This window comes from Microbacterium sp. Z11_20 (assembly GCF_057197605.1).
This window is the reverse complement of the sequence record NZ_JBXVOQ010000002.1, coordinates 171,637-185,694: the sequence shown is the minus strand read 5'-3', so window position 1 is coordinate 185,694 and position 14,058 is coordinate 171,637. Positions and strand designations below refer to the sequence as shown.

Genomic DNA, 14,058 nt, shown 5'->3' with positions numbered 1-14,058 from the left:
CATCGTCCGCGACCGAGGCCGCACTTACCTGGTGTCGAAGCGCTTACGGGAAGCGCTTCGACAGATACGTTAGGTCATCGCCTCCTGCGGCACAAGAGATTTGCCGGACTGCGCAACATATCTGCGGGAGGACTCCTGGAAGCTCCTGTGGCGCCCGTCATGAAGTGAAACAAACGCGTCGCGGCGGCCGGCACATTTGACGCGCGGTGACGCATTCCGACATAATCGGCCCCATGACTGACAACGCGCGTTCTCTGTCCGCCTGGGAGGCGAACGGGACTGCCGGCATGATGATGGCCGGCCGCGTTGGTTCGTGTCGAATGTGTCGCTGACTCGGTGACTCCGCCGGACGCCGGCTCGCGCTTCTGAATGCCGAGCAGATCGTCCACGAGCGCACCGGATGTCGCGTCGATCACGCGTACCCGGACGCCTCCTCCCTGGCCATCGCGGCCCTCCCTCTCGTACCCGAACCGGCTGTTCGTTCGAGCGCAGGTTCCCCCTTCTTAGGACACCCATCATCATGTCGACCACTGCCCTTCTCGACCGCCCCACCGCCGTCCGCCACCTTCGCGCCGTGACCTCCCCCGACGCCGCCCCCTCCCCCGTTGCGCCGGCAGCCCCCGCATCGCCGGCCCGACACCTCCCGCCGGGTACCGCGCCCCGCGGCTTCGCCCTCTATGTCGGCATCGACGAGGTCAAGGCGGCCGCCGACGGCGTGAGCCTCGGTGCTCTCGTGGACGCCCTGCGCCGCACCCTCGCCGACCTCGCGCCCAGCGCTCAGACGTACGCCACCGTCGCCCTCGCCCCCACCGGGTCCGGCGGTCGGGATGTGGATGTCGTTCGCCTCGCCCTGCATGAGCCCTCGGCCGTGGCCCGCACCAAGAACGAGCCCGACGACGCCGAGGGCCTGGCCGGCGGCGTGGTCGTCGACATCTCCCGCAAGCGCGTCCTCATCGACGGAGAATCCGCCGCCTTCACGTTCAAGGAGTTCGAGCTGCTGCAGTACCTCGTGCTGCGGGAGGGCCGCACGATCGACCGCAGCGAACTGGTCGGGTCACTGTGGCAGGGCGCGTCGGATGACGAGACCCCGGGCGAGCGGACCATCGATGTGCACGTCCGCCGCCTTCGCGCCAAGCTCGGCCGTTACGAGGACATCGTCCGGACGGTTCGCGGCGCGGGATACCGGTTCGATCGGCACGCCGACGTCGTGATCCGCTTCGGCCACGGCACCCCCTCCCCCGACCGCGTCTGAGCTCCCGCTCCACCTTCAGGGGACAGGATCGGCCGCCTGGATTCCGCTGAGCCGGCGGATGCTGTCCCCGCACCATCCGCGGCGTCGCGCTCAGGCGGCGTGTCACCGGGAGGACGTAAGGTGGCGGGCATGAGGCCGATCGGCGTGCGCGTGCGCGATACGCAGACCCGGACGGCCCGTGATCCCCGCCCGGTGCACCCCCGGCCTCTCGAGACCGTGTACCGTCCGGCGCATGCGCTCGATCTTCCGCGCGCCGTGCTCGCCCAGCGCCATGGCCCCGGCGACCCCACGATGGTCACGGCCGGCGGCGTCATCTGGCGGGCCAGCCGCACACCGGAGGGGGCGGCCACCCTCGCCCTGCGCGAAGGACCGGGCGGGATCGTCCGCGGCGCCGCGTGGGGGCCCGGGGCGGAATGGGCCCTCTCCCAACTACCGGCACTCTGCGGCGCCCACGACGACGCCGGCGGATTCGACTGCTCCGAGCATCCATTCCTCGGCGAGGTGCATCGGCGCAATCCGGGTCTCCGCATCGGGCGCACCGATCTCGTCTTCGACGCGCTGGCCAGCGCCATCATGGAACAGAAGGTCACGGCCATCCAGGCGTTCGCCGCCTGGCGGCGGATCGTCACGTGGTACGGCGAGCGCGCCCCCGGCCCCACCCCCCGGCCCCTGTTCGCCCCGCCCGACGCGGACGGCTGGCGTCGCGTCCCCTCGTGGGCCTGGCACCGGGCCGGGCTCGAACCGCCGCAGTCGCGCACCATCGTCGAAGCCGCGGCACGGGCCGACGCGGTCTCGCGGGCCGCGGCGGCCGCATCCGGTGGCGAAGAACGCGACCGGGTGTTCACGAGCCTCCGCGGGGTGGGGGTCTGGACGAGCGCGGAGACGCGCATCCGGGCGTTCGGCGACCCCGACGCCGTCAGCGTCGGGGATTTCCATCTCGCGCACCACGTCGGCTACGCGCTGACGGGCTCCCGTGTCGATGACGACGGGATGCTGGAGTTGCTGGCCCCGTGGGCAGGTCAGCGTCAACGGGTCATCCGCCTCATCTACGCCAGCGGAGTGATCGAGCCGCGCCGGGGGCCGCGCATGCATCCCGAAGACCACCGCCACCGGTGACCGCGACGCAGCTGTCCGCAATGTCGGCACCCCGCACGACACTGTCGCCATGGCAACGACCCTCAACCCCTACCTGTCCTTCCGAGACTCCGCGCGCGGCGCGATGGAGTTCTACCACGCGGTCTTCGGCGGCGAGCTGACGATCGACACCTTCGCGTCCTATGACATGGGCCAGGATGCAGCGGAGAACGATCTCGTGATGCACGCGCAGCTCGAGACACCCGACGGCTTCATGCTCATGGCATCCGACACCCCGAGCACCATGCCATACTCCCCGCCCGCCGGGTTCTCCGTGTCGCTCAGCGGCGACGACGAGGCGACGCTCGAGCGGTACTGGAGCGCGCTCTCCGAGGACGGCACGGTCACGATGCCGCTGGACGCGCCGCCGTGGGGCGGGCGCTTCGGGATGCTGACCGACCGCTTCGGGGTGTCCTGGATGATCTCGATCGCGCCCTCTTCCTGAGCGACGGGCGCGCGGTGGCGGTGTGCTCGGGGAGCTGTCCTCCCAGGCTCTAGGCTGTGCGTATGTCCGAACCCCGCACCGGCTGGCCGCGCGGCCGCACCCAGTGGATCATCGGCACCGTGCTTCTCCTGGTGCTGGGCGTGCTGGTCGGACTCGTGCTGCAGAACGTGTGGCTGGGCATCGTGCTGGGAGCGGTCATCTCCATCGGTTGGCTGATCGCGTACGAGTCGTGGCGGGGACGCAATTCCGGCGTGAACGACGACGACCGCGGCATCGAGCTCTGACGCCGCCCGTGGCCCGGTGGCTGCCGATCAGTGCGATCGGCGTGTCAGTGATCCTGTGGTCGTTCGCCTACGTCCTGTCGGGCTGGGTCCTGGAGACCGCCTCGCCTGCTGTCCTGTCGGTCAGCCGCTTCGGCCTGGCGCTGGTCATCCTCGTGCCGCTCGCCCTTCGCCGCCCGGCGTTCGCGCGGACGCTGCGTCAGCCGCGCACCATCCTTCTGGGGTTGACCGGCGTGACGCTGTACTACGCGCTCGCCAACATCGGCCTGCTCTTCACGACTCCCGGCACGGCCGCGCTCGTGGTCTCGCTCCTGCCGGTCCTCACCGCGGTCGCGGCGGTCGTCATCATCCGCGAGCGGCTCTCCGGCCGCACCATCGCCGGGTTGACGCTCGCGACCATCGGCGTCGCGCTGGTCGCCGCATCCGGGTTCCGTCTCGACCTCGGCGTGGTGCTCAACGTGGGAGCGCTGGCCTCCTACGCGATCTACACCGTGCTGCTCCGCCGGGACGGGGGGCGGGCGGATGCCCCGGACGCGCTGTCGCTCGCCACCGCCACGGGCGTGTGGGGCACGGCGCTGATGCTCCCCTGGCTCGGGTGGGAGGCGGTGACGGGCACCCTCGCGTTGCCGGCGGACGACCGCGGGGTGATCAGCATCCTGGTGCTGGCGCTGGTGGTGACCGCCCCCACGCTCGTGCTCTTCAACTACGGCGCGGAGCGCGTGCCGGCCGCGGTGTCGGGGGTGGCCACGGCCGCCATCCCCGCTTTCGGTTACGCGTTGGCCCTGCTGCTGGGCGAGACCCTCGACCCGGTGAAGGCGCTGGGCGGCGCGATCGCGCTGGCGGGCGTGCTGCTGGCAATTCTTGCGACTCCGCGGGTGGAACCCAGCCCGCCCGGCTCGGTGCTCCCCGAGGCCGTCCACCGCTAGCGAGAAACGACGTTCCGGACGGGAAAGGGCGCGGCGCGTGCCGTCTCGCCGGGATTGTCGTTTCTCGCGCTCACATCTCCTCGTGCGTGTCGGGGTCGGCATCCCACAGGCGCCCGCGGCGGAGCGCCGAGAGCGCGTCGACCTCGTCGGCGGTGAGCTCGAAGCCGAACACGTCGGCGTTCTCCCGCTGCCGCGCGGGGTCGGATGACTTCGGGATCGGGGTGGAGCCGAGCTGCACGTGCCAGCGCAGCACCGCCTGGGTGGGGGTCACCCCGTGGATGGCGGCGATCTCCGTCACGACCGATTCGCTCAGCAGCTCGCTCCGCCGGGCCAACGGACTCCAGCTCTCCGTGCGGATACCGAGCTCGGCGTGCACGGCACGGAGATCGTCCTGCGGGAAGTAGGGATGCAGCTCCACCTGGTTGACCGCGGGCACCTCGCCGGTCTCGTCCACGAGCCGCCGGAGCATCGGCTCGGTGAAGTTCGAGACGCCGATCGAGCGGACGAGCCCGAACGCGCGCAGGTCGATCATCGCCCGCCACGTGTCGACGTACTTGTCCACGCTCGGGTTGGGCCAGTGGATGAGGTACAGGTCGATGCGGTCGAGCCCCAGCGTCTCGAGGGAGCGCCGCGCGCTGGCGGTCGCCTCCGCGTACCCGTGGTCGCGGCCCGGGATCTTCGTCGTGACGAGGATCTCGTCGCGCGGGACGGCGCTCCGCCGCACCGCCTCGCCGACTTCCGTCTCGTTCCGGTAGTTCACCGCGGAGTCGAGGAGACGGTAGCCGGTGTCCAGCGCCGCGAGCATCGCCTCCACCCCTTCCGACCCGCGCAGGTGGTACGTGCCGAGTCCAAGCTCGGGGAAGGCGGTGCCGTCGTTCAAGGAGAGCGTGGGGATCTCGGCCATGGGCCCATCCTCCCGCGGCGGCGGCGCCGTCACCGGCGGGTTGTGCGCCGACCAGGAACCGCGCTACCGGGCGGTCGGATTCACCGTCGGGGCGACGCGATCTCGAACAGCTCGCACGTCGTGCCGTAATACCGGTCGGTGGCGCCGCGAGCCCTCATCCCGATCCGCCGGCAGACCGCCTGGGAGGGGAGGTTCAAGGGGTTCGTCACCGCGATCACCCGCGGGATGCCGCCATCCCATGCCTCCTGCAGCACGGCGGCGGCCGCCTCCGACGCATACCCGTGGCCCCACGCGCCCGGATGCAGGTGCCAGCCGATCTCGATGTCCTCGGGCGTGCCGGGCGGCACGGCATCCGCCGACCACGGGATGCGCTTCAGGAGCAGGCTGCCCACCCTCTCGCCCTGGTGCGTGGTGATCGCGCGGACGCTGAGGGGTCCGTCCTCGAGCGCCGTCCACCGCCCCACCGCCGCGCGGGCCACCTCCACGTCGACCATGAGGCGCGGCGAGCGCCCGAGGTAGCGCTGCACGTCCCCGCGCGAATACATGTCGAGCACGAAGTCGAGATCGTCGGGGTCGGTCGTCCAGTCGCGAAGGGTCAGCCGATGGGTGCGGAGCGGGGTCACGGCCGCCTCATCGGGATGTGAAGGACTCCGTCTTCTTCGAAGGGCTCGCCCGAGCGCGCGAATCCGAAGCGCGTGTACCAGCCCTCGAGCGGAAACAGCGCGTCGAGGTTGATGGGCGCACCGGGGTCGCGCCGCTCGCAGCGCTCGATGGCCGCGCGCATGAGGTCAGCGGCGTAGCCGCGGCCGCGTGCGGCGGCTGCCGTGACCACGCGACCGATGCGGAGAGCGCCGTCATCCTGCAGGATCCGCAGGGTGGCGAGCACGGCCTCACCCTCCTCGGTCCACAGGAGCTCCGCGCCGGGCTCGATCTCACGGCCGTCGATCTCGGGGTAGGCGACCTTCTGCTCGACGACGAACACGCTGACGCGCAACCACATGATTCGGTAGAGCGTCGTCGGGTCGATCTCGGCGACAACGGAGCGGCGGATCTCGGGCATCCGGCTACGCTACCGTGTCCCATCCGGTGCTGAGTCCGACGGCGCGGTCGCGGAGCCGGTGACTCACCGCGGCTGGGCGCGAAGACCGCGGCCGGGGTACGCGTCGAGGACGATGTCACCGTCGCGGACGACGAATTCGCCCCGCACGAGAAGGTGCTGGACGCCGACGGAGGGTCTCGTGGAGTCCAGGTACGTCGCCTGGTCGGTGATGCGTTCTGGGTCGATCACCGCGATGTCGGCATCGGCCCCCACGCCGAGATGCCCCTTGGCCCGGAACGAGGGGGCGACGAGGTCGAGGACGCGCGCCGGCAGGTAGCTGCAGCGGCGGAACGCATCGAGCCACGTCCACACCCCGCGTTCGCGCACCATGGTGCGGAGGGACCGAGCGAAGGTGCCGGAGGTGCGCGGATGCGTCATACCCCCGGGGGGAAGCGGCCATTGGCGCGTGTCGGTGGAACCGTCCGGCCAGGTGACATGCATCGCATCCGAGGCGACGATGCTGTCGGGAAACGCGAGCGACTGCTCGAGCAGCATCCGATCGGCGGGGTTGTTCTCGTCCAGGAACTCGACGATGCACGCGGCCCCCGGGTCGATCGCGCGCAGGTGTCGGAGGTGCGCCTCGTCGCGGATCCGCTCGCCGGTGGCGACGATCACGAGGTTCTGCGCGGTGAGGCCCCACGCCGGCAACCGCTCGGGCGCGAGGAAGGCGGCGCCGATCCCGGTGCTCCCGGCGCCGTAGGGGTAGGCCTCCACGGTGATGGTCGCCCCGCCTGTCCGGGCATCGTCGATGGTGCGGAGCACGCGGTCGATGTGGCGGCGTGACGTGCTGTTGACGTGGCAGTGATGCACCTGACCGCCGAACTCCATGGCCATCTGCGCGGCCTCGACGGTGCCGTCGATGGGCGTCGTCGGGTCAGCCTCGACGATCTCCCGCACGTGCGTGAACGTGGGGGCACCGGCCCTCGCGGCCAACGCGCTGACGGCGCGATATTCGGCGGGGTCGGTCCGCGGGGCGTACCCCTGCAGAATCCCGATGCCGAGGGCGCCGCCGGCCAGCTCCGCCTCGAGTCGTGACAGCCACGCGGTCAGCTGGGCGGGCGTGGAGTCCTGCTGCCAGGCCGGATCCCCCAGCATCGCGAGCCCTCCGATGAAGTCCGCGTCGGCGACACGGCCCGACAGGACCTCCGCCCGCGCCATCGCCCACGACGCCGAGAACCCGAAATTGATGGGTCGTCCCTCCTCCGCGGCGCGCGCGTACGCGCGTTCCACGGGCAGCAGCCCGGCCTCGAGCTCGAGGGCCGTGGTCACGCCGTCCATCGCCTGGAGCCGCTGCCCGGCGACGCTGTTCACGTGGCTGTGCAAGTCGACGAACCCCGGTCCCACGATCCTGCCGGACACGTCCACGACCCGGGCACCGGCGGGTCTGAGATCCGGGCCGATCGCGGTGATCCGGCCGTTCTCGATGAGCACGTCCGCGGTGCCGTCGAACCCGGTGCCCGGGTCCACGACGCGGCCTCCGGCCAGAACGAGGGCGCTCACGCCGCCGCTCCCGCACGCCGTGGGAGCCGCGATGACCGATCCGCGGCGTGCGCGGGCGGGAGTGGGGAGGCGATCATTCCCTCACGTTATCGATCTCCGCGGGGCCGAAGACGCAGCCCGTCCCCTGCCCGGCTCGTGGAGTCGCGCGAGCGCCGGAACGGAGCTCCCTCATTGCGAGGAAACCCGGGATGCCGAGTGCGCGGGTCTCGCGCAGGTCGATGTCGCACCCCGGGAGGTGGGCGACCGGTCAGATGAAGATCAACTGACCGCCGTCGACGGGCAGGACGGCTCCCGTGGTGTGGCTGGAGCGGTCCGACGCGAGGAAGAGGATCGCGTCGGAGACCTGTTCCACCGACCCCGGACGCCCGAGTGGCGTGCGGGCCATCAGCTCATCGACCGCGGAACCGAACTGCTCCGCGTACGGTGTGCGAGTCGGACCGGGCGCGACGGCGTTCACGCGCACTCCCGACGGGCCCCACTCGTTGGCGAACGCACGCACCACCGCATTCAGTGCCGCCTTCGACACGTTGTATGCCGCGAATCCCTTCTGATCCCGTGTCGCGTTCCCACTGGACACGTGCACGATGGCCCCGGATCCGCGCTCGGCCATGGCCGGCGCGTAGGCGGCGGAGAGGAAGAAGGGAGCGGTGACGTTCACGGCGAGGGTCTGGGCGAAGTCCGCCTCGCTGGTCTCGGCGGCCGCTCCGGGCGGGGAATGGTACCCCGCGCTCGTGACGAGCACATCGACGGGTCCTGTGGTTTCCGCGAGACGGCGCGTCTCCCCGACCTTCGACAGATCCGCTGCCACGAAGCGGACGTCGCCGGAGGCCTCCCTGACGATTTCCGCACCGCGCACGCTGTCACGGCCGACCGCGATCACGCGGGCGCCTGCGGCCGCGAAAGCGTTCACGGCGGCCCGGCCGATTCCGATGGTGCCGCCGGTCACGACGACGGTCTTGCCATCGAACTCTTGGTTCGCTTCAGTCATCGACTCGTTCCTTCATCCTGGTTCATGAGTAGGAGTTTTCTTCTCTGCGCGGTGCCGCTGCCTGGTGAGCAGGGCCCCGTGCGCCCGCGATGATAACCCTGGATGTTTACGAGTCCGTGGGTAAACGGGGTACGGCGTCGCGGGGACGACGAGACCCAGGTGGACGTCGTGTCGCGCGGCCGCTGACATCGCTGGCGACCAGGCATCAGCGGCGTCAGCGGCGTCAGCGGCGTCCCGGCTCGTGGAGTCGCGCGAGCGCGGCCACCACGTCGCGGTGCCAGCGACGCGCGGCAGGAAGCGCGCCGGTGAAGATTGCGACGTCGTGGGTCACTCCGAGGTACTGCACCGCACTGGCTTCGACACCGTCGGCGCGGAGACGTGCCGCGTACGCTGCACCGTCGCCGCGAAGCGGGTCGTACTCGGCGGTGAAGATCGCCGCTTCGGGCAGGCCCGCATGCGACTCGGCGAGCAAGGGTGAGGCGAGGGCATCGCGGGCATCGGATGAATGCGGCAGGTAGGTGCGCGCGACGGAACGGAGTTCCCGCATGGCCAGGAAGCTGGGGATGCCGAGTGCGCGGGTCGCGCGCAGGTCGATGTGGCGCCCCGTGAGGTCGGCGACCGGCACCTCCAGCACCTGCAGGCGGATGGGAAGACCCGAGCGGTCGCGATTGGCCAGCGTCAGCGCCGCCGCGAGCGACGCCCCCGCCGACACCCCGGCGACGCCGATGCGATCGGGGTCGATGCCGAGGTCGTGGGCGTTCTCGTACAGCCACTCGAGCGCCGCGTAGGCCTGTTCGATCTGGGTCGGGAAGCGATGCTCGGGGGCGAGGGCATAGTCGACGGCCACCATTGCGACGGATGCCTCGGACGCGCGACGTCGGTTCGCGGCATCCGTCGTGGGATAGTCGATGCCGCCGATGCGGAATGCGCCGCCGAAGAACGTCAGCCATGCCGGGACGCGCGCGTCGCTCGCCGTGGTGTCCGCGCCGGTCGGGTAGTAGATGCGGACGCGCACCGAGGGGAACCCGGGGACAGGCACCGTATGCTCGGCCGTTCGGACCGCGGGACCGGCCGTTCCGACCGTCTCGAGTTCCTTGCGATCCCACGCCAGCGCCGCACGACGATGCCGCGCCCTCGCCCGTCCGGCATCGGGTCGTGCGGGTGCCGCGTCCGGGGCATCAGCGCGCGGGCGGTCCCGCGGCGCCACAGCGCCCGTCGCCGGCACGTCCGCCGGAGGCCGGACCCGTCGCAGCAGGTCGGCCACCCGGCGACGGAGGGCATCGACGCGCTGACGGAGGAGGTAGCGGCGGTGCACCCGCAAACGCTCTGAGAAAAATGGATCCAACGGCACCGCACACCTCCCTCCCAGGAGGTTCGATTCTACTGAGGGCGAGACCGATCGCCGGTTGCCCGGAGGTCTGCCCCGCGCCGGGGAGATCGATGTCCGGGTCGAGGCGATGAAGCAGTTGTGACGAGTGGATGGGGTGACCAGTGCCCGTTCGTGCCAGCGTCGTCGTTCCGGTGTTCAATCCGGGGCCGGCCTTCGACGAGCTCATCGGGTCTCTTGACCGGCAGACACTGCCGGCTGCGGAATTCGAAGTGATCCTCTGCGATGACGGATCCGACGAGCCGACCCGCCAGCGTCTCGCGCACACCGCCCGCGACCGATCGAACGTCCGGGTCCTGACCCTTGCGCACACCGGGTGGCCCGGCACGCCGCGTAACCACGGGATCGATGCCGCCCAGGGCGACTACGTGTACTTCGTCGACCAGGACGACTACCTCTTCGACGCCGCACTGGAGAAGCTCTGCGACTACGCCGACCTGAACAGATCCGATGTCGTCGTCGGCAAGGAGGTGGGGGTCGGGCGCAGCCTTCCCCGCCAGATCTTCCGCCGCGACATCCCCCGCGCCACGCTCGGGAAAGACCCGCTCCTGGAGCTCCTCACCCCGCACAAGCTCTTCCGCACGTCGTTCCTCCGCAAGAACGAGATCCGTTTTCCCGACGGACGGGTCCGCCTCGAGGACCACCTTTTCGTCATGCGGGCCTACTTCGACGCCGGAACGATCTCGGTCCTCGCCAGCGAACCCTGCTACGCGTGGGTGAAGCACCCCGGGAGCGCCAGCGCGTCGCGGATAGATCCCGACACGTACTTCCCTCATCTGGAGGCCGTCCTCGACCTCGTGGAGTCGCGGACGGAGCCGGGCGAACTGCGCGACAGGCTCCTGCGCCACTGGTTCCGCGGGAAGATCCTGAAGCGGCTCGCGGGGCGCCAGATGGTGCGGTATCCGGACGACTACCGCGAGCATTTCCTCGACGTGGTCACGCCCATCGCGCAGGCGAGATTCGGCCCCGGCGTGGACAAGGGTCTCGCGTTCCCCCACCGCATCCGCGCCGCGCTGCTCCGCGCCGAACAGCGGACCGACTTGCTCCGCCTCGCGGAATTCGAAGCCGACCTGCAGTGCCGCGCCGTTGTCACCTCCGCCCGGTGGTCGCGAGGCGGAGGACTCCATCTCCGGATCGGCGTCGGCATCACGCGCGACGGCGAGGACGCGCTCGTCTTCGAGCAACCAGCGGGTGCAGGAGCCAAGCGCCTCGCGTGGCGGCCGCCGCCGTCACTGGCAGCCCTGCCGGCCGGCCTCCTCGAGGCGGCGCGCGACCTTCGCGGTGACCGGGTCGACCTCCTCCTGCGTGACGAGGCGGAGGGAACCGAACGGGTCATCGCCGGACGCCGATCGAAAGACCTCGCGTCCGTCCGCTTCTCGATCGATCCCCTGAGGGTCTTCAGCCGGACCGATCCCTCCCGCGGCGGACGGCTCTTCGCCGCTGTTCGTCGGGCGGGTTGGACCTTCACCGTCCCGCTGACAGCCGACCCGGCGGTTCTCGCCGCCACGGGGCGCTCACCGATCCTTGCCGGGCCCACCTGCTACCTCGAGGCGACGGAGGGCGGGGTCGCCGAGCTCCATCGCGAGTGGCCGGCCGGGCGGCTCAAGGACGTCGCGGGCCGCGCCGCGCGCCGGGCTCGGTCGCTCCTACGTCGCAGGTGACAGGTCGGATACGACGCGCCCGCGCTCGTGTCAGAGCGTGAGCAGCACCTTGGTGGCGCGGCGCTCATCCATCGCCGTGTAGCCTTCGGCGGCCCGCTCGATGGGAAGGGTGAGGTCGAACACCTTCCCGGGGTCGATCTTCCGGTCCCAGATCAGTGGGATGAGGTCAGGGAGGAACCGGCGCACCGGTGCGGGCCCGCCGTGCAGGTGGACCTCGGCGAAGAAGAGCTGGTCGAGGGGAAGGGACACGCCCTGATGGGCGACCCCGACGAATCCGACGTGCCCGCCTCCTCGGGTGGAGCGAATGGCCTGCAGGATCGATTCCTGCGTGCCGACCGCCTCGATGACGCTGTGCGCCCCGAGCCCGCCGGTCATCTCCTTGATCCGCCTCACCCCTTCCTCCCCGCGCTCTTCGACGATGTCGGTCGCACCGAACTCGATCGCGAGCTTCTGGCGGTCGGAGTGGCGGGACATGGCGATGATGCGGTCCGCGCCGAGTTGTTTCGCGGCGAGCACGCCCATGAGACCGACGGCCCCGTCGCCGACCACCGCGACGGTCTTGCCGGGGCCCGCCTCAGCGGCGACGGCGGCGAACCAGCCGGTGCCCAGCACGTCGGACGCGGCGAGAAGCGACGGGATGAGGTCGGCGTCGGGCTGACCGGGGGTGGCGACGAGGGTGCCATCCGCGTGAGGGATGCGAGCCTTGTCGGACTGGGTGCCGATCGTCCTGGACACGAACTCGGCGTGCACGCACTTCGACGGGTACCCGGCTCGGCAGATCTCGCAGGTGTTGTCGGAGATGACGAACGAACCGACGACGAAGTCCCCCACCGCGAGGGTCTTCACGTCCTGACCGGTCTCTTCCACGACCCCGACGTACTCGTGCCCCATCGGCGTGTGATCGACCTGCTCGACGCCGCGGTACGGCCACAGATCCGACCCGCAGATGCAGGTCGCCGTGAGACGAATGATCGCGTCGGTCGGCTCGACGATGACCGGTTCAGCGCGCTCGCCGACGCGGATCTCGCCGGGGGCGTCCATGAAGACCTGGCGCATGGGATTCTCCTCGCATCGGTGCGTCTACCCGGGGGCAACGATTCTTCTCCACCTATTCGACATCCACAGACCCGGAACCGGGAGGGCCGAACGGTCCCCGTGCCGGTCCCGAGGTCCGTCCGTCCGGAACGATGAACGGTCGGTCAGGAGCGCCCGGGAAGCGACGACGACTCGCCGCTGCCACCGGACCGAGCGGGCATGGGCGGCTCGTCCCATCCCTCCTGGGGCGTGGCGCAGGTTCCCCGGAAGACGTACTGCGAGGGAAGTTTTCGTTGCCCGCTCGTCCAGTCGATCGGGGGTCGGCGCTGGTGGGCGGGGAGATAGCCGAGCCGGTACACCGCCATCAGCTCGAGGTCATCCGGCACCTCGAGCAGGCGGACGATCTCGTCCCAACGCCCCGGGACCTCCATCGGGAAGGAGATGAACTGGATGCCCATGTCGAGTTCGACGGTGGTGAGCCAGATGTTCTCCATCGCCGCCCCCATGCTGAACACGGAGTAGAACGACGACAGCTGCCCGGGCCGGTACTCCGACCGGTCGAGCATCACCCCGAGAAGCAGCGGCGACCCGGAGACGAGCTTGCGATTCTCCTCGCCCAGGCTCTGCGGGACACGCAGCGCGTTCATCAGCTTCTGCCCCCGGGAGGTGAACACCTGGCTCGTGAACGGGCGGAGCGGTGCGGGGAGTCGGTCGAACAGCATCCCATCGCGACGCCGTTCCATCTCCGCCGCACTGAATCGGAAGTACGGCTTGTACCGCTCGAAGAAGGTGCCGTTTGACATGGCCTCGGTCATGCTCTCACCGCTGATCCGCGCGATCTCCTCGATCGTGGCGCGCTCCTCGACGATCACGAACCGCCAAGGCTGGCTGTTCAGCTGCGACGGGGCTCGGCTAGCCACTTCCATCAGCAACCGCTGATGCTCCTCCGAGACCGGGTCGGGGAGGAACGCCCCGTTGGTCGTCTTCCGACGACGCACCACGTCCAGGAACTCCATCAGCGCCTCCTCCAGGCCAGAACGACAGCGGTCGCGAATGACGGAGCGGCCAACCCCGCGACGGTAGCGTGCCGCCGCATCCGTCCGCTGGCGTAGGGCAGGACGGCCAGCGTCAGCGCCCCCGGCACGAGGGCGAATGCCTCGGGGCGACGCCGGACAGCTGCGCACGCAAGCGCGAGCGCGGTCAGTGACGCCGTTGCGAGGTACAGGGCGTGGTGGACCCACCGGATGCGGCTGTTGTCGATCGCACCGGATGCCACGGCCGCTCCGAACGCGACGTTGCCGGTGTAGCTCGCACCCGCGGCCGTGACGAGGCCGCGGAGGAGTCGTCCGTCCCTCTGAGCGCTCATCGGGCGCCTCCTCGGTAGGTGTGCAGGTCGCACGGAGAACAGGGACTCGGACGGCCCACTCGTGGTGCACGACCCATGCA

General features: G+C 70.5%; 15 protein-coding genes. 6 read left to right on the top strand and 9 right to left on the bottom strand.

The genetic code is table 11. The annotated features are described in order from the left end of the window. Positions 1-520: 520 nt before the first annotated feature. The 5 genes from AC2DFQ_RS05880 (at position 521) to AC2DFQ_RS05860 (ending at position 4,038) form a co-directional block, all read left to right on the top strand. Positions 521-1,252, top strand: coding sequence for a winged helix-turn-helix domain-containing protein (locus AC2DFQ_RS05880; protein WP_484508261.1), 732 nt, complete (start codon positions 521-523; stop codon positions 1,250-1,252). A 129-nt stretch (positions 1,253-1,381) separates the two neighbouring features. After that, complete coding sequence (locus tag AC2DFQ_RS05875; protein WP_484533245.1) at positions 1,382-2,368, top strand: DNA-3-methyladenine glycosylase family protein; 987 nt, start codon at positions 1,382-1,384, stop codon at positions 2,366-2,368. A 49-nt stretch (positions 2,369-2,417) separates the two neighbouring features. Next, positions 2,418-2,831 (top strand): VOC family protein, encoded by a 414-nt coding sequence (locus tag AC2DFQ_RS05870; protein ID WP_484508259.1) that lies wholly within the window; start codon positions 2,418-2,420, stop codon positions 2,829-2,831. Between the two features lie 62 nt (positions 2,832-2,893). Next, complete coding sequence (locus AC2DFQ_RS05865) at positions 2,894-3,115, top strand: hypothetical protein (RefSeq protein ID WP_484533244.1); 222 nt, start codon at positions 2,894-2,896, stop codon at positions 3,113-3,115. Between the two features lie 41 nt (positions 3,116-3,156). Next, the gene (locus AC2DFQ_RS05860) at positions 3,157-4,038 is read left to right on the top strand and encodes a DMT family transporter (RefSeq protein WP_484533243.1); all 882 of its coding nucleotides are present in this window, start codon (positions 3,157-3,159) and stop codon (positions 4,036-4,038) included. Positions 4,039-4,108: 70 nt separating this feature from the next. Here AC2DFQ_RS05860 and AC2DFQ_RS05855 read toward each other — a convergent pair whose 3' ends face one another. The 6 genes from AC2DFQ_RS05855 to AC2DFQ_RS05830 all read right to left on the bottom strand — a co-directional run bounded on the left by AC2DFQ_RS05855 (position 4,109) and on the right by AC2DFQ_RS05830 (position 9,568). Then, complete coding sequence (locus AC2DFQ_RS05855) at positions 4,109-4,942, bottom strand: aldo/keto reductase (RefSeq protein WP_484508256.1); 834 nt, start codon at positions 4,940-4,942, stop codon at positions 4,109-4,111. 80 nt (positions 4,943-5,022) lie between these two features. Continuing rightward, the gene (locus tag AC2DFQ_RS05850; protein WP_484533242.1) at positions 5,023-5,565 is read right to left on the bottom strand and encodes a GNAT family N-acetyltransferase; all 543 of its coding nucleotides are present in this window, start codon (positions 5,563-5,565) and stop codon (positions 5,023-5,025) included. Continuing rightward, positions 5,562-6,002, bottom strand: coding sequence for a GNAT family N-acetyltransferase (locus AC2DFQ_RS05845; protein WP_484508254.1), 441 nt, complete (start codon positions 6,000-6,002; stop codon positions 5,562-5,564). The genes AC2DFQ_RS05850 and AC2DFQ_RS05845 overlap by 4 nt, the downstream gene beginning before the upstream one ends. Positions 6,003-6,065: 63 nt before the next feature. Beyond that, the gene (locus tag AC2DFQ_RS05840; protein ID WP_484533241.1) at positions 6,066-7,541 is read right to left on the bottom strand and encodes an amidohydrolase family protein; all 1,476 of its coding nucleotides are present in this window, start codon (positions 7,539-7,541) and stop codon (positions 6,066-6,068) included. 247 nt (positions 7,542-7,788) lie between these two features. Next, on the bottom strand, positions 7,789-8,529 hold the full coding sequence (locus AC2DFQ_RS05835) for an SDR family NAD(P)-dependent oxidoreductase (protein ID WP_484533240.1): 741 nt from the start codon (positions 8,527-8,529) through the stop codon (positions 7,789-7,791). 223 nt (positions 8,530-8,752) lie between these two features. After that, on the bottom strand, positions 8,753-9,568 hold the full coding sequence (locus AC2DFQ_RS05830) for an alpha/beta hydrolase (protein ID WP_484533239.1): 816 nt from the start codon (positions 9,566-9,568) through the stop codon (positions 8,753-8,755). 452 nt (positions 9,569-10,020) lie between these two features. Here AC2DFQ_RS05830 and AC2DFQ_RS05825 point away from each other — a divergent pair, with 452 nt between their 5' ends. Then, on the top strand, positions 10,021-11,577 hold the full coding sequence (locus AC2DFQ_RS05825) for a glycosyltransferase family 2 protein (RefSeq protein ID WP_484533238.1): 1,557 nt from the start codon (positions 10,021-10,023) through the stop codon (positions 11,575-11,577). A 30-nt stretch (positions 11,578-11,607) separates the two neighbouring features. Here AC2DFQ_RS05825 and AC2DFQ_RS05820 read toward each other — a convergent pair whose 3' ends face one another. From AC2DFQ_RS05820 to AC2DFQ_RS05810, 3 genes are all read right to left on the bottom strand, one after another. Continuing rightward, positions 11,608-12,633 (bottom strand): zinc-dependent alcohol dehydrogenase family protein, encoded by a 1,026-nt coding sequence (locus AC2DFQ_RS05820; RefSeq protein WP_484533237.1) that lies wholly within the window; start codon positions 12,631-12,633, stop codon positions 11,608-11,610. Between the two features lie 143 nt (positions 12,634-12,776). Then, positions 12,777-13,628, bottom strand: coding sequence for a nitroreductase family protein (locus AC2DFQ_RS05815; protein WP_484533236.1), 852 nt, complete (start codon positions 13,626-13,628; stop codon positions 12,777-12,779). Further along, positions 13,628-13,978: a hypothetical protein gene (locus AC2DFQ_RS05810; protein ID WP_484508247.1), complete on the bottom strand. Its 351-nt coding sequence runs from the start codon at positions 13,976-13,978 to the stop codon at positions 13,628-13,630. Before AC2DFQ_RS05810 ends, AC2DFQ_RS05815 begins: the two co-directional genes overlap by 1 nt. Positions 13,979-14,058: the final 80 nt, after the last annotated feature.

Excerpts from the sequence above, each read along its gene's own strand:
- AC2DFQ_RS05810 (WP_484508247.1), bottom strand. The coding sequence starts at position 13,978 with ATGAGCGCTCAGAGGGACGGACGACTCCTCCGCGGCCTCGTCACGGCC.
- AC2DFQ_RS05820 (WP_484533237.1), bottom strand. The coding sequence starts at position 12,633 with ATGCGCCAGGTCTTCATGGACGCCCCCGGCGAGATCCGCGTCGGCGAG.
- AC2DFQ_RS05875 (WP_484533245.1), top strand. The coding sequence starts at position 1,382 with ATGAGGCCGATCGGCGTGCGCGTGCGCGATACGCAGACCCGGACGGCC.
- AC2DFQ_RS05845 (WP_484508254.1), bottom strand. The coding sequence starts at position 6,002 with ATGCCCGAGATCCGCCGCTCCGTTGTCGCCGAGATCGACCCGACGACG.
- AC2DFQ_RS05835 (WP_484533240.1), bottom strand. The coding sequence starts at position 8,529 with ATGACTGAAGCGAACCAAGAGTTCGATGGCAAGACCGTCGTCGTGACC.
- AC2DFQ_RS05880 (WP_484508261.1), top strand. The coding sequence starts at position 521 with ATGTCGACCACTGCCCTTCTCGACCGCCCCACCGCCGTCCGCCACCTT.
- AC2DFQ_RS05815 (WP_484533236.1), bottom strand. The coding sequence starts at position 13,628 with ATGGAGTTCCTGGACGTGGTGCGTCGTCGGAAGACGACCAACGGGGCG.
- AC2DFQ_RS05855 (WP_484508256.1), bottom strand. The coding sequence starts at position 4,942 with ATGGCCGAGATCCCCACGCTCTCCTTGAACGACGGCACCGCCTTCCCC.
- AC2DFQ_RS05870 (WP_484508259.1), top strand. The coding sequence starts at position 2,418 with ATGGCAACGACCCTCAACCCCTACCTGTCCTTCCGAGACTCCGCGCGC.
- AC2DFQ_RS05865 (WP_484533244.1), top strand. The coding sequence starts at position 2,894 with ATGTCCGAACCCCGCACCGGCTGGCCGCGCGGCCGCACCCAGTGGATC.